Origin of the sequence: Stenotrophomonas maltophilia, from assembly GCF_006974125.1 — a bacterium.
GTDB classification, from domain to species: domain Bacteria; phylum Pseudomonadota; class Gammaproteobacteria; order Xanthomonadales; family Xanthomonadaceae; genus Stenotrophomonas; species Stenotrophomonas maltophilia_O.
The window spans coordinates 3,004,806-3,018,269 of the sequence record NZ_CP037858.1 but is presented as its reverse complement, the minus strand read 5'-3'; the positions used below and the strand labels follow the sequence as shown (position 1 = coordinate 3,018,269).

Genomic DNA, 13,464 nt, shown 5'->3' with positions numbered 1-13,464 from the left:
CCAAGGTCGACACCCACAGGCATCACTTCTTTTTCTTCTTGCCCTTCGGCTCGTCCTTGCTGGCCACCACCACCGGCTTGGCGGCAGCGTCCTGGCCGTTGCCCTTGGCAACGCGGATGCCGTTGGCCTTCATCCAGGCATCAAATTCATCGGCGGTCATCTTCTTGTCGCCGTTGCTCATCAGGAAGCGGTAGCTGCCGCGACCATCCAGTTCCGGCGTCTTCACTTCCACCACCGGGGTTTCGGCCGGCGTTTCCGCCTTGGCCACCTTCTTGTGGCCACCACAGGCGGTCAGCAGCACCATCGGCAGCAGCAGGCCTGCGCAGCGCAGGGTTTGGTTGAGGGTCGGGTGGTACATGGGCAGGCTCCGTTCGGGAAATTCAGCAACCAGGCGCCCCCTACGCCTGGAACGGTGGCCGGCAGCTGCCGGCCGCGGGCGATGATCAGCCCGGTGCAGCGGCCCCCAGCCGCTGCTGGTCACTGACCTCCAGCACCCGCCACTGCCCCTTGCCGAGATCGCCGAGCTGCAGCCCACCGATCGCGACCCGGACCAGGCGCAGCACCTGCAGGTCGAAGGCCGCCAACAGGCGGCGGATGTGGCGGTTGCGGCCCTCGTCGAGGACCACCTCCAGCCACGCGGTCTTGTCGCCGCTGCGCAGCACGCGCACGGCCTGGGCGACGAGGAACTCGCCCTCGTCCTCGACACCGGCGCGCAGCGCAGCCAGGGTGTCCTCGTCGGGCAGGCGGTCCACCTGCACGTGGTAGGTCTTCTGCGGACCCGTTTCCGGATCGGTCAGGCGCGCGGCCCACTGCGGATCGTTGCTGAACAGCAACAGCCCCTCGCTGGCCTTGTCCAGACGCCCGACCGGCGCGATCCACGGCAGCCCTGCACCATCGAAGCAGCGGTAGACGGTGTCGCGGCCACGCTCGTCCTGCGCGGTGGTCACCACCCCGCGGGGCTTGTTGAGCATCAGGTACAGGCGCTGCGGCGCGCCCATCGGCTGGCCATCGACCTCGATCGGCGGCGCCGGCTGGCCAATCGGGAACTCGGGATCCCGCACGATGCGGCCGGAGACGCGTACGCGGCCCTCGGCGATCCAGCGCGCGGCCTCGCTGCGCGAGCACACGCCGGCCTTGGACAGCACGCGCGCCAGGCCATGACGGACACCGGCGGCTGTGGCACCGGGAGTCGCACGCCCACGCGATGCGTGGGAGCGGGCGGCGGGGGCGGCAGGCGGGCGGCGCGTGCGCAAGCCTCTGCTCCCCGCGGCGCTTACTTCTTGTCGACCGGCTTGGTCTCAGCCGGTGCTTCAGCCGGTGCCGGCGTGGCGACCGGAGCCGGACGCGCCTTGACCACGCGCACGCCGCGCGCCTTCATCCAGGCGTCGAACTCTTCGGCGGTCATGCGCTTGCCGTTCTGGCTCATGTCGAAGCGCCAGGGCGTGTTGTCGAATTCGGTCTGCGGCTTGTAGGCCGCCGGATCGTTCGGCTTCACCGCCGGTGCGCTCGGAATGGCCTTGGCGATGTTCTGGCAGCCGTCGATGCGCAGGCGCTGCAGCACCTGGTCCAGCGACTGCGACGGATCATAGTTGCTGCTCAGCACACCGGCCGGCATGCCCAGCTGGTTGCCACGGATGTAGAGCTCGTCGGCCACCGGCGCGATGGTCGTGGCCGGCAACGGCAGCGGCGAGGCGCTGGTGTTGACCGAGCAATCGACCGCAGCGTGGGCGGCGGGAACCAAGGCCAGCGCCAGGAAGGCAGCCGATGCAGAGCGCAGCATGAGGAGCATCCACGAAAGGAAGTGACGCGGCGAGTTTAGCAATGCCGCGACAGCTTTCAAGCGCCACTTTCAATGAATACGGCAACTCATTGGTTTTACGAGCAAAAACCCGACGAACGGTTGTTCCCGGATCAACAGATGCCTGGATTCCGGACCTCAGAAACAACAAGACCCGGCCGAAGCCGGGTCCTGCTGTGTCTTGCGGGCAGAGCGTCAGAACTTAGTTCTGGACGTTCAGCTCGGTACGACGGTTCTTGGCGCGACCTTCCGGGTTGTCCGAACCATCCGGGTTGGTGTTCGGAGCAATCGGACGGCTCTCGCCGTAGCCGATCGGGCTGACCAGGCGACCGGCGTCAACGCCGTTCTTGGTCAGGTAGTTGTACACGGCGGTAGCACGACGCTCCGACAGCTTCTGGTTGTAAGCGTCGGTACCCTTCGAGTCGGTGTGACCGGCGACTTCAACGCGCAGATCCGGGTAACGCTTCAGGATCTCGGTGGCTTCGCTCAGGATCGCCACGGCGTCCGGACGCAGGTTCGACTTGTCGAAGTCGAAGTTGACGCCCTTCAGGTCGATGGAGACCGGCACCGGGCAACCGTCCGGACCGATGGTCTGACCCGGCTGCGAGTTCGGGCACTTGTCGTCGCAGTTGTTGACGCCGTCACCGTCGTCATCCAGGTCGGCGCAGCTCGGGGCAACCGGAGCCGGGGCCGGAGCAGCCGCGACCGGAGCCGGGCCCAGCGGGATCACGACGCCGACCGAAGCCAGCACGTCGCCGAACCAGCTTTCATCGTTGCCGGCACGCTTCGGGTTCACGCTCTGGTCGTCGAAATCAGCGCGGTAGGCGACTTCGGCGCGGACAGCAACGCGCTTCTCGAAGGTGGTCTGCAGACCGACGCCGACCTTGGCGGCAAAGTTGCCGTCCTTGCGGTCAGCCAGGCCACCGCCGATCGGGTTGTACTCTTCTTCCGACTTCTGGTAGCCCAGGCCGGCCAGCAGGTACGGGTTCCAGCCGCGGCCTTCCTTGATGAAGTGGCGACGCAGGTCCAGCGAGACGCCGTACTGCGACCAGTTCATGTCCTTGTTGGCGTCGAAGTTCGGGTTCTGGTAGTTCAGCTCACCGTCCAGCGACCAGTTCGGGCTGATGAACTTGCCCAGGCCAAGGGTGACGAACGGAGCGTCATTGGTCAGGCGGTCGCTGTCCTGGAAGTTGAAGCCGGCCGAACCGGTCAGGTACCAGCGGTCATCGAACTCCTGCGCGGACGCAGCCTGGGCAAAAGCCAGACCACCCAGCAGCGCGGCAGTAAGGATCTTCTTGTTCATTGAGTACAGCTCCTATTTCGGGGGTATGAAACCGGTAGAGGCATGGGCCAGCACTAGTGCGTCGATGTTCGACAGCCGATTCAGCACGCCACCGCCGCGAACATTATGCTCAGGCGGGTGAAGGTCATGTTAACAGTCCCGTAACATGTGAAGTGTTGTGCCCGACCCTCCACCGGTCCGACGTTGAAACCCTATACAGGATGATGAAAATCCGCAAGACCCTCACGCTGCAAGGGTTTGACGGGGTTTAGGTGCGGAATACGACATATTGCTCAACAGGTTGCTCCACGCGATTCAGCGCATCTGCTGAAACGTGAGGAACTCTATGATGGAGCCACGAACCCAGCCGGAGCCGAGATGAAAGCCGTCGCCCTGAGTCGTGAATCCGCCCCCGCCCTCTGCGATATCCACCTGCCCCCGCCGCTGCCTCCGGGTGGCCGCGACCTGTTGATCCGGGTCGAGGCCGTCTCGGTAAACCCGGTCGACGGCAAGCAGCGGGCGGCCACCGATCCGGCCACGCTCGACGCACCCCGCGTACTCGGCTGGGACGCCGCCGGCGTGGTCGAAGCGATCGGCGAGGACGCCAGCCTGTTCGCGTCCGGCGACGAGGTCTACTACGCCGGTGATGTCACCCGCCCGGGCTGCAATGCGCAGTTCCATCTTGTGGACGAACGCCTGGTAGCGCGCAAGCCGACCACGCTCGACTTCGCCGAAGCGGCCGCACTGCCATTGACCACGCTCACCGCGTGGGAACTGCTGTTCCAGCGCATGCCATTGCAGCTGGATGATCGCCGCCATGCCGGCCAGCACCTGCTGGTCATCGGCGGAGCAGGCGGCGTTGGATCGATGGCGATCCAGTTGGGCCGGCACGCCGGATTCGAGGTGATCGCCACCGCCTCGCGTGAGTCGTCGATCGACTGGTGCCGGCAGATGGGTGCCCAGCATGTGATCGACCACCGGCAGCCGCTGCTGCCCCAGCTGCAGGCATTGGGCATCGACGCAGTACAGGTCGCCCTCAACCTGGCCGACACCGACCAGTACTGGGATGCGTTGGGCCAGCTGCTGGCGCCACAGGGCCATGTCGGCCTCATCGTCGAACCACGCGGCGCGCTGCGCATCGGTGATCCCTACAAGGCAAAGTGCATCAGCATCCACTGGGAGTTCATGTTCGCGCGTTCGCGCTTCGCCACTGCGGACCGCATCGAACAGCACCGCATCCTCAGCCGCGCGGCCAGCATGATCGATGCTGGCCAGCTGCGCGGCACCCTCAGCGAGACGCTGGGCACGATCAATGCGGCGAATCTGGACATCGCGCATCAGCGCCTGGCCAGCGGACGCACGGTGGGCAAGCTGGCGCTGGCGGGCTGGGGCGATTGAGCCAGGCTGGAACGCCGATGTAGAGCCGAGCCCATGCTCGGCTGACGGGGCCAGGCAAAGCAGCCGAGCATGGGCTCGGCTACGGATTCTGCCTGTGGCGGCGGATTGGCCCGCATCTGTATCTATGGCGGCGGATGAATCGGGAATACGGTGGAAACAGATCCCCCCTCTCCCCGAGCGCCGCCATGCCCACCGCCCTGCCCCTGCGTCTGCTGCAACTGATCATCGGCCTGTTCCTGTACGGCTTCGGCGCCTCGCTGATGATCCGTGCAGCGATCGGCGTGGCCCCCTGGGACGTGTTGTCGCAGGGCATCGCCGCACAGACACCGCTGTCGTTCGGCCTGGCCACCAATGTGATCGGCGCGCTGGTGCTGCTGCTCTGGTGGCCATTGCGACAGAAGCCGGGCATCGGCACCGTGCTCAACGTGATGTTGATCGGCCCGTCCGCGCAGTTCGGTCTGTGGCTGCTCCCCCCGGCGGTCGGCCTTGGCTGGCAGCTGGCGATGTTCTGCGCCGGCATGCCGCTGGTCGCCCTGGCCACCGGCCTGTACATCGGTGCCAAGCTGGGCCCTGGCCCGCGCGACGGCCTGATGACCGGCCTGCACGCCCGTACCGGCTGGCCGATCTGGAAAGTGCGCAGCCTGATCGAGGGCAGCGTGCTGCTGCTGGGCTGGTGGCTCGGCGGCAATGTCGGTGTCGGCACCCTCGCCTTCGCCCTGCTGATCGGCCCCCTGTGCGGGGTAACGCTGGGCTGGTTCGGGATTGGCCGGCCGCTGCCGGTAGTGCCGGCCGCTGGCCGGCAACCGCAGTCGCCCTGAGCTGACTGGAATGCCGGCCAGCGGCCGGCACTACCGCCCCCGGAGTTCGGGGGCAGCGCCGCAGGCGCGGGGGTTGGAGGCCGGTAAGTGGGGCCCGCGGTTCGCGCAGCGAAATGCGGGAGCGACAGCACGCATGTGCCGAGCGTACCCGGCCAGCGGCCGGCACTACCCCCGCGCCCCTTGCCCCGGCCGCCGTTTCCCGGCACGCTTCGCGCTTCCGTACGCAAGCGTATCGACCATGTCGCCAGCCAACGAAAGCGCCTATCCCCACCTGTTCGCCCCGCTGGACCTGGGCTTCACCCAGCTGCGCAATCGCGTGCTGATGGGTTCGATGCACACCGGCCTGGAAGATCGCGCCCGCGACTTCCCGCGCCTGGCCGCCTATTTCGCCGAGCGCGCCGAGGGCGGTGTCGGCCTGATCGTCACCGGCGGCTTCGCACCGAACGTGGTGGGCTGGTTGAAGCCGTTCGGCGGCAAGCTGTCCTGGCCCTGGGAAGTGCGCCCGCACCGGCAGCTCACCGCCGCCGCACACCAGCATGGCGCGAAGATCTGCCTGCAGCTGCTGCATGCCGGCCGCTATGCCTACCACCCCCTGTCGGTGGCACCGTCGAAGCTGAAGGCGCCGATCAATCCGTTCACCCCGCGAGCGTTGTCGGCCAGCGGCGTCGAGCGGCATATCGCCGACTACGCACGCAGCGCAAAGCTGGCCCGCGAAGCCGGCTACGACGGCGTCGAAGTGATGGGCTCGGAGGGCTACCTCATCAACGAGTTCATCGCCCCGCGCACCAACAAGCGCTCCGACCGCTGGGGTGGCGACACCAACCAGCGCATGCGTTTTGCGGTCGAGATCGTGCGCCGCATCCGCGAAGCCTGCGGGCCCGACTTCATCATCATCTACCGCCTGTCGCTGGTGGACCTGGTGGAAGACGGCAGCAACTGGGAAGAGATCGTGCAGCAGGCCCAGGCCATCGAGGCCGCCGGCGCGACGATCATCAATTCCGGCATCGGCTGGCACGAGGCGCGTATCCCGACCATCGCCACCTCGGTGCCGCGCGCGGCCTTTGCCGGTGTCACCGCCAAGCTCAAGCCGCATGTGAAGGTGCCGCTGGTGGCAACCAACCGCATCAACATGCCCGAGGTCGCCGAGCGCATCCTGGCCGATGGCGGCGCCGACATGGTGTCGCTGGCGCGCCCGCTGCTGGCCGACCCGCAGTGGCCGAACAAGGCGCGCGCCGGCCGCCCCGAGGCGATCAACACCTGCATCGCCTGCAACCAGGCCTGCCTGGACCACGTATTCGAGAACAAGCTGGCCAGCTGCCTGGTCAATCCGCGTGCCGCACACGAGACCGAGCTGGTCTACCGTCCAGCTGCCACGCCGAAAAAGGTCGCAGTGGTCGGCGCCGGCCCTGCCGGCCTGGCCTGCGCCACGGTGGCCGCCGAACGCGGCCACCAGGTCACCCTGTTCGATGCCAACGACGAAATCGGCGGCCAGTTCAACGTGGCCAAGCGCATCCCCGGCAAGGAAGAGTTCCACGAGACCCTGCGCTACTTCCGCCACAAGCTGGCTGAAACCGGCGTGCAGGTGCGCCTTGGCACGCGAGCCGATGCAGCCAGCCTGGCTGGCTTCGACGAGGTGGTGCTGGCAACCGGCATCACCCCGCGCAAGGTCGACTTCCCCGGCGCCGACCACGCCAAGGTGGTCAGCTACCTGGACGTTCTCCTGGGCCGGGTCACAGTGGGCGCCAATGCGGCGATCATCGGCGCCGGCGGCATCGGCTTCGATGTCGGCGAGTTCCTCAGCCACGCCGGTGAGTCTCCCTCGCTGGACCCGCAGCGCTGGATGGCCGAATGGGGCGTCGATGCCAGCTTCGAATCACGTGGCTCCCTGGCCCGGGCGCAGGCCGAGGCCTCGCCGCGCCGGCTGTGGCTGCTGCAGCGCAGCCCGGGCAAGCCCGGTGCGCGGCTGGGCAAGACCACCGGCTGGATCCATCGCGCAACGCTGAAGGCCAAGGGCGTGCGCATGCTCGGCGGCGTCGAGTACCTGGGCGTGGACGACGAGGGCCTGCGCATCCGTGTTGAAGGCAGCGAACAGCTGCTGCCGGTCGATCAGGTGGTGATCTGCGCCGGGCAGGAACCGAACCGCGCATTGCAGGCCGAACTGCAGGCCGCCGGCATCAACGCGCAGCTGATCGGCGGTGCCGATGTAGCCGCCGAACTGGATGCGAAGCGGGCGATCGACCAGGGCAGCCGGGTCGCCGCCGCGCTCTGATGAGCGCCTGAATGGGGGGCGGAATGTGATTTCCGTCACCCCGCCCGAACCTGAATGTCAAGCCGGGTGGTTCACGATGCGTTCGGCTATCCCCCCCTACCTTGCGCCATCTTCCGCTCACCAGCCAGTTTCCGGTGAGCCGGTGCGGCCCCCTCGATCGGTACTGATCGTTTCTTTTGGGGCCGCCCACGGGGCGGCCCCGATGGCCGCCTCCCCATGACGCCAAGTCGTACCCCGCGTCCTGTCGCCCCCCGCGACCGGAGGTGGAGAGTGCGGCCCATACGGAGCAAGGAGTTATATGAAACTGGCCTGGATTCTCTGGCTGTCGCAGTTGTTGCCGCAGCCGGCCGCTGATTCATTGTGTTTGAGCACCACCGTTTACCTGGAAGCCCGCGACCAGACCCTGCGCGGCCAGCAGGCCGTTGCCGAGGTCGCCCTGCGCCGTCTCGACAGCGGCCTGTGGGGCGACTCGATGTGCCAGGTGGTCACCGCGCGCAAGCAGTTCGCACCGACGATCGTCTCCCCCGGCACCCAGCTGGGCAACGACGCTGCCTGGAGCGAGGCGATGAACGTCGCCTTCGACGCCGAGCGCAACTGGGCGCTGCCGGCCGGCGAGCGCCGCGAGATCGTGCCCGGTGCCAGCCACTTCGCCGCGTTGTCCATCGCCAGCCCGAACTGGCGCAACGCCTACCAGGTGGCCACCATCGGCGATCACACCTTCTATAAGGTGCAGAACCTCAAGCCGCGGCAGTCGTAACAATCCGTGCTGGCGGCAGCGTTGCCGCCCGCCGGCAGGCTCTGGGATAGTGGGCGTTTCCCGCCCGCATCACCTGGAGTTCCCATGAAGCTGTACAGCAAGCCCGGTGCCTGTTCCACCGCCGACCACATCGCCCTGCAGTGGACCGGCCAGTCGTTCGAGGTCGAACTGCTGAACAAGGACACCCTGAAGGGTCCGGAATTCCTCAAGATCAATCCGGCCGGCGCCGTACCCGCGCTGGTCGACGGCGACTTCGTGCTGCTGCAGAACGCCGCGATCATGGGCTATATCGCCGACACCTGCCCGCAGGCCGGCCTCGGCGGTGACGGCAGCCCGCGACAGCGCGCCGAAGCCACCCGCTGGCTGGCCTTCGTCAATTCCGACGTGCATCCGGCCTTCTCGCCGCTGTTCGCACCGGGCAAGTTCATCGCCGACGAAAGCCAGTTCGATGCGATCCGTGCCGCCGCGCACAAGCGCCTGCGCAGCCTGTTCGAGACCGCCGACAAGCAGCTTGCCGACAAGCCGTGGCTGGCCGGCTTCCGCAGCTTCGCCGACCCGTACTTCTACATCACCCTGCGCTGGGCTGCCGGCACCAAGGTCGACCTGTCCGGCCTGGACAACCTGGCCGCCTACAAGGCACGCATGGACGCCGATGCCGGCGTGCAGGCCGTGCTGAAGGCCGAGGGCCTGGCCTGAGGATGACCCGGGGTCGGATCCGTCTGCACAACAGGCGGCTCCGACCCCATCGGTTTCATCGGTGCAGTCAACCGATCTGGCGGATCACTTCACCGTTGGCGTCGCGCAGGTAGGTCGGCACCACCTCGATACGCAGCGTTCCCGCCACCGGGTAGATGCCACGTTCGGCACGCACGCCAGCCAGGGTCTCCAGACCCGTCTCGTCCAACGCCCAGCGCGCGCTGTCGGCCGACACGTCGCCCACGTCACCACGCCCGGCTGGAATGAACTCCCACTGCCGCTCGCGGCTGGCCAGTTCCAGCGACTTTCCGTGGCGCAGGCGCAGCGGCAGCAGTTCGCAGACGCTCGCGACCTGGCCCGCGCCGAGCACCAGTGTGGTGACGCCAGCCTCCTGCCTCCAGTCCAACGTCTCGATGAACAGCATGCCGGTGCTGGAGCCCTCGCGCTCGCTGCCGGCCTGCACCTGGGCTGCCAGTGCCGGATCGTCCAACAGGTTGCGGCGGTGCAGATCACTGATCCACAGCGGCATCGCCGGCTGCAGCGCCTGCAGCACGCCGCGCGTCGACCAGCGCTTGACCGCCTCCATCTCTTCGTCGGTCAGCCCGACCAGCTGCAGGAACTGCAGGTGGCCATTGGCGGTGTCGCGCGCCGGCAACTGCGGATCGGCAATGAAGGCCAGGTGGCACAGGCGCGTGCCGGTCTCCAGCGCGATCGGACCGTTGGCATTCAGATGGTGACCATCCTCGAACACGTTGCCGCTGCCAAACACGTAGCGCGCCAGGTTCTGCAGCAGGTTCATCGGCCACACCGGCGGCGTGCTGCCGGCGTGCTCACCGGCTTCGGCAGCGAGGCGGAAGGTCAGCTCGAAACCATAACCGCTGGCGGCGGCATCGCTGCTCTCCTTGGTGTACAGCTCGGAGAAGCCGTAGGTGATGTAGTGCCAATGCGGTACCGGCGCATCCACCCAGTACACGCTGATGCCATCCAGCGGATCCCGGCCACCGAGCGTGTAAGGCAGTGCGGTGCCGAAATGACGCGGCTCTTGCCCGGCATACAGGGGCGCCAGCGCCGCATTGATCGCATCCCAGCCGGGGGTATCGGTGTCGTCGTGGTCGTCCTGCACGCGGGACTCCTTGTGGGGAAGTGAACCGATCACTTTACGTGGTGATTCAGGCCTGCACGACCTCATTGCCAGCGCTCACCACGGCCGCCTGGGTTTCCTGCCACCAGCGCTGCGCCAGCGCCGGGCTGCGCGCCTTTCCCACCGCGGCCAGCAGCTCCGGGCACAGGCGCTCCAACGCCAGTGCATCGGTGCAGCGTTCAATCTTCAACTGCATGAAATAGCCCTTCAGGCCGAGGTGGCGTCGCACCGCCTCGCTCATCGCGTCGTACAACTGCTGGTACAACGCCGGATCCCGTTCGCGGCCGGTGCTGATGCCACGTACCGGTGCCACCTCGGCATTGCCACCGACCACTTCGATCAGGCCCTGCGCTTCCAGCTGCTCCAGCGCATCGGCCGGTGCGCGCAGGCCCTCGAACAGGCCGCGCAGTTCAGTGTCATCGCGATGGCCGTCGACCATCAGCAGGATCGAACGCAGTGCCGCCGGCAGGCGCCGGCCACGGTCTTCGATTTCCTGACGGCCAGCGGCCGTCTTGGCGTGCAGCAATGCCATTGCATCCCCCTCCCTTGATGCGCCATGCCAGCGTGCCCTGGTGGGCACGCTCCCCTGTGTGCCATCCCCAAGCGGCACGCGCGTTCCCCGGCGCGCGCCGCGTGTTGCAGGTCAATGACAGGCCGAGCTTAGCGCATGTACCGCGGGTAGTGCCGGCCGCTGGCCGGCAACCTCCGGATTGACGGGATTGCCGGCCAGCGGCCGGCACTCTCGGGTCAGCGCCCCAGCGCCCGGCGGATCTCCTCCAGCGCGCTGGGATCATCCAGCGTCGACAGGTCGCCCGGGTCGCGCTGTTCGGCCAGCGCCTGCAGCGAGCGCCGCAGCAACTTGCCCGAACGGGTCTTGGGCAGTGCGTTGACCACATGCACGTGCGCCGGGCGCGCGACCGCGCCGAGCGAGGTGGTCACCGTGGCCATCATCTCCGCCACCACCGGTGCCGGGTCCTCACCGTTGAGCCCCTGCTTGAGGGTAACGAACACCAGCGGCACCTGCCCCTTCAGCTCGTCCTTGACCCCGATCACCGCCGCCTCGGCCACGCGCGGATGGCTGGAAATGGCTTCCTCGATCTCACGCGTACCGAGGCGATGCCCGGCCACGTTGATCACATCATCGGTGCGCCCCAGGATGAAGGTATAGCCATCGTCGTCGCGGATCGCCCAGTCCAGCGAGCTGTACAACAGTTCCTTGAAGTGGCTGAAGTAGCTCTGCAGGAAGCGGCTGTCATCATTCCACACGGTGCTCATGCAACCCGGCGGCAACGGGGGCGACACCACCAGTACGCCCTTCTGCCCCGGCGCGACCTCCTCGCCGGTGTTCTCGTCGATCACCTTCATCCGGTAACCGAGATTGGGGAAGCCGGGCGAACCGAAGCGCACCGGCTTCATTTCCAGGCCTGGCAGCAGGGTCAGCGCCGGCCAGCCGGTTTCGGTCTGCCAATAGTTGTCGATGATCGGCTTGCCCAGCGCTTCGCTGATCCAGTGCGCGGTGGGTTCGTCCAGTGGCTCGCCGGCCAGGAACAGGTACTTCAGCGCGCCCAGGTCATGGCGATGGATGAAGTCCGCGTCGTGCTTCTTCAGCACGCGGATGGCGGTCGGCGAAGAGAACATCGTACGCACGTTGTACTGCTCGCACAGCGCCCACCAGATGCCCGGGTCCGGATTGGTCGGCAGCCCTTCGTACAGCAGCGAGGTGCAGCCACCAATCAGCGGGCCGTAGACGTTGTAGGAATGGCCGACGGCCCAGCCGACATCGGAGGTGGAAAACATCACCTGCCCCGGCTTGCAGTCGAACACGGTCTCCATCGACTGCGCCATCGCCACCGCATAGCCACCGACATCACGCTGCACGCCCTTCGGCTTGCCGGTGGTGCCGGAGGTATACAGCAGGTAACTCGGCTCGCTCGCTTCCAGCCACTGCACCGGCACATCGACCTCACCGATCTGCGCGCGCAGCGTGGCGTACTCCACGTCACGGCCCGGCACGCGCGGTTCGGCCGCGTCCAGTCCGCGCGACACGATCAGCACGTGCGGCGGCGGCGAGGCCGCTTCGGCGCAGGCGGCGTCGACCATGGGCTTGTAGGCAATCAGCTTGCCACCGCGCATGCCGGCATCGGCAGCGATCAGCAGCTTGGGCCTGGCGTCGTCGATGCGCAGCGCCAGGTTGTGCGCGGCGAAGCCACCGAACACCACCGAGTGCACCGCACCGATGCGCGCGCAGGCCAGCATGGCGAACACGGCCTCGGCCATGTTCGGCATGTAGATCACCACGCGGTCGCCGTGGCCGACACCGAGGTGCTTGAGCACCGCGGCGAAGTCGTTCACTTCGCGGTACAGCTGGCGATAGGTGATCTCGCGTGTGCTGTTGGTCTCGGTGGAGATGGCGACCAGCGCGAGCTGGTCGGCGCGCTCGGCCAGGTGGCGGTCGACGGCGTTGTAGCAGAGATTGGTTTCGCCGCCGACGAACCAGCGCCGGAACGGCGGGTTGCTGTAGTCGAGCACCTGCTGCGGCGGTTTATGCCAATGGATGCGCTTGGCTTCCTCGCCCCAGAAGGCCTCCGGCTCGTCGATCGAGCGACGGTAGGTTTCCTCGTAGTTCATGACGCAGCCCTCCCAGACAAAGTCATGGGTTCGAGGATAGTCCGGCGCTGGCGCGCGGGCCGCCCTACCTTGGTAGGGGGTGGGTTTGTTCTGCAGGGCTTGCAGCCCTGCACCTGCCCAAGCCGAAGCAACAGCAGAAGCTGGCTTACTGGGAGATGGAGGGGTGGGTCCGATTGCGGGGGACGCCGTGAATCCGTCCATGGAGGCTCGGTCGCCGCTTGCTCGTGTGCGCTGTCCTGCGCACACGGCAAGACCGGGGTTGGGCGTCCTGCCCAACCCGCCCGAGGCATGCCTCAGGCCCATGCGGCTCACGCCCCCGCAACCGGACCCACCCCGCCTTCGACAGTTTTCTGCGATCTGTTGGAACGACGTTATGCCTTGGTGGGTGTCGACCTTGGTCGACTGCTCTGGTAGGTGTCGACCTTGGTCGACGCGGTAGATCCACGCCATGCGTGGATGCATTTCGATTTCAATTCGAAATATTCGATTCCGATTGAGATTAGTCCACGCATGGCGTGGATCTACTGGCCGCCGGCCAACTGTCGAAGGCGGGGCACTGTGGGTTTGCGGGGTGTGAGCCGCATGGATGCGGCGACCAAGCCCCCATGGACGGGTTTACGGCGTCCCCGCAAACCCACAGTGCCCCGCCATCCCACGGAATGCCGCGTTGGCTTTTG

General features: G+C 67.0%; 12 protein-coding genes. 5 read left to right on the top strand and 7 right to left on the bottom strand.

Annotated features, from left to right (window positions below; translation table 11 throughout):
* Window positions 1-22: 22 nt before the first annotated feature.
* The 4 genes from EZ304_RS13735 to EZ304_RS13720 form a co-directional block, all read right to left on the bottom strand.
* A complete protein-coding gene (locus EZ304_RS13735; RefSeq protein WP_005412356.1) occupies window positions 23-358 on the bottom strand; it encodes a hypothetical protein in 336 nt (111 codons plus the stop codon).
* Between the two features lie 85 nt (window positions 359-443).
* A complete protein-coding gene (locus EZ304_RS13730; RefSeq protein WP_142807330.1) occupies window positions 444-1,253 on the bottom strand; it encodes a pseudouridine synthase in 810 nt (269 codons plus the stop codon).
* 20 nt (window positions 1,254-1,273) lie between these two features.
* On the bottom strand, window positions 1,274-1,780 hold the full coding sequence (locus tag EZ304_RS13725; RefSeq protein WP_142807329.1) for a hypothetical protein: 507 nt from the start codon (window positions 1,778-1,780) through the stop codon (window positions 1,274-1,276).
* A 220-nt stretch (window positions 1,781-2,000) separates the two neighbouring features.
* Window positions 2,001-3,101: an OmpA family protein gene (locus EZ304_RS13720; protein WP_142807328.1), complete on the bottom strand. Its 1,101-nt coding sequence runs from the start codon at window positions 3,099-3,101 to the stop codon at window positions 2,001-2,003.
* A 357-nt stretch (window positions 3,102-3,458) separates the two neighbouring features.
* On the opposite strand from EZ304_RS13720, the gene EZ304_RS13715 reads away from it, so the two are divergent.
* From EZ304_RS13715 to EZ304_RS13695, 5 genes are all read left to right on the top strand, one after another.
* The gene (locus EZ304_RS13715) at window positions 3,459-4,478 is read left to right on the top strand and encodes a zinc-binding alcohol dehydrogenase family protein (protein WP_099551217.1); all 1,020 of its coding nucleotides are present in this window, start codon (window positions 3,459-3,461) and stop codon (window positions 4,476-4,478) included.
* Between the two features lie 185 nt (window positions 4,479-4,663).
* Window positions 4,664-5,296, top strand: a complete 633-nt coding sequence (locus EZ304_RS13710; RefSeq protein ID WP_142807327.1) for a YczE/YyaS/YitT family protein — start codon at window positions 4,664-4,666, stop codon at window positions 5,294-5,296.
* A 238-nt stretch (window positions 5,297-5,534) separates the two neighbouring features.
* Window positions 5,535-7,565, top strand: coding sequence for an NADPH-dependent 2,4-dienoyl-CoA reductase (locus EZ304_RS13705; protein ID WP_142807326.1), 2,031 nt, complete (start codon window positions 5,535-5,537; stop codon window positions 7,563-7,565).
* 298 nt (window positions 7,566-7,863) lie between these two features.
* Window positions 7,864-8,322 carry a cell wall hydrolase gene (locus EZ304_RS13700; protein WP_004154513.1) on the top strand — a complete coding sequence of 153 codons (459 nt, stop codon included), beginning with the start codon at window positions 7,864-7,866 and terminating at the stop codon, window positions 8,320-8,322.
* An 84-nt stretch (window positions 8,323-8,406) separates the two neighbouring features.
* Window positions 8,407-9,018: a glutathione S-transferase N-terminal domain-containing protein gene (locus tag EZ304_RS13695; protein WP_134529199.1), complete on the top strand. Its 612-nt coding sequence runs from the start codon at window positions 8,407-8,409 to the stop codon at window positions 9,016-9,018.
* 67 nt (window positions 9,019-9,085) lie between these two features.
* Here the strand turns inward: EZ304_RS13695 and EZ304_RS13690 are convergent, their stop codons facing one another.
* From EZ304_RS13690 to prpE, 3 genes are all read right to left on the bottom strand, one after another.
* Window positions 9,086-10,141: a suppressor of fused domain protein gene (locus EZ304_RS13690; RefSeq protein ID WP_142807325.1), complete on the bottom strand. Its 1,056-nt coding sequence runs from the start codon at window positions 10,139-10,141 to the stop codon at window positions 9,086-9,088.
* A 46-nt stretch (window positions 10,142-10,187) separates the two neighbouring features.
* Complete coding sequence (locus EZ304_RS13685) at window positions 10,188-10,691, bottom strand: hypothetical protein (protein WP_142807324.1); 504 nt, start codon at window positions 10,689-10,691, stop codon at window positions 10,188-10,190.
* Window positions 10,692-10,906: 215 nt separating this feature from the next.
* Window positions 10,907-12,787 carry a propionate--CoA ligase gene (prpE, locus tag EZ304_RS13680; RefSeq protein ID WP_142807323.1) on the bottom strand — a complete coding sequence of 627 codons (1,881 nt, stop codon included), beginning with the start codon at window positions 12,785-12,787 and terminating at the stop codon, window positions 10,907-10,909.
* Between the last annotated feature and the right edge of the window lie 677 nt (window positions 12,788-13,464).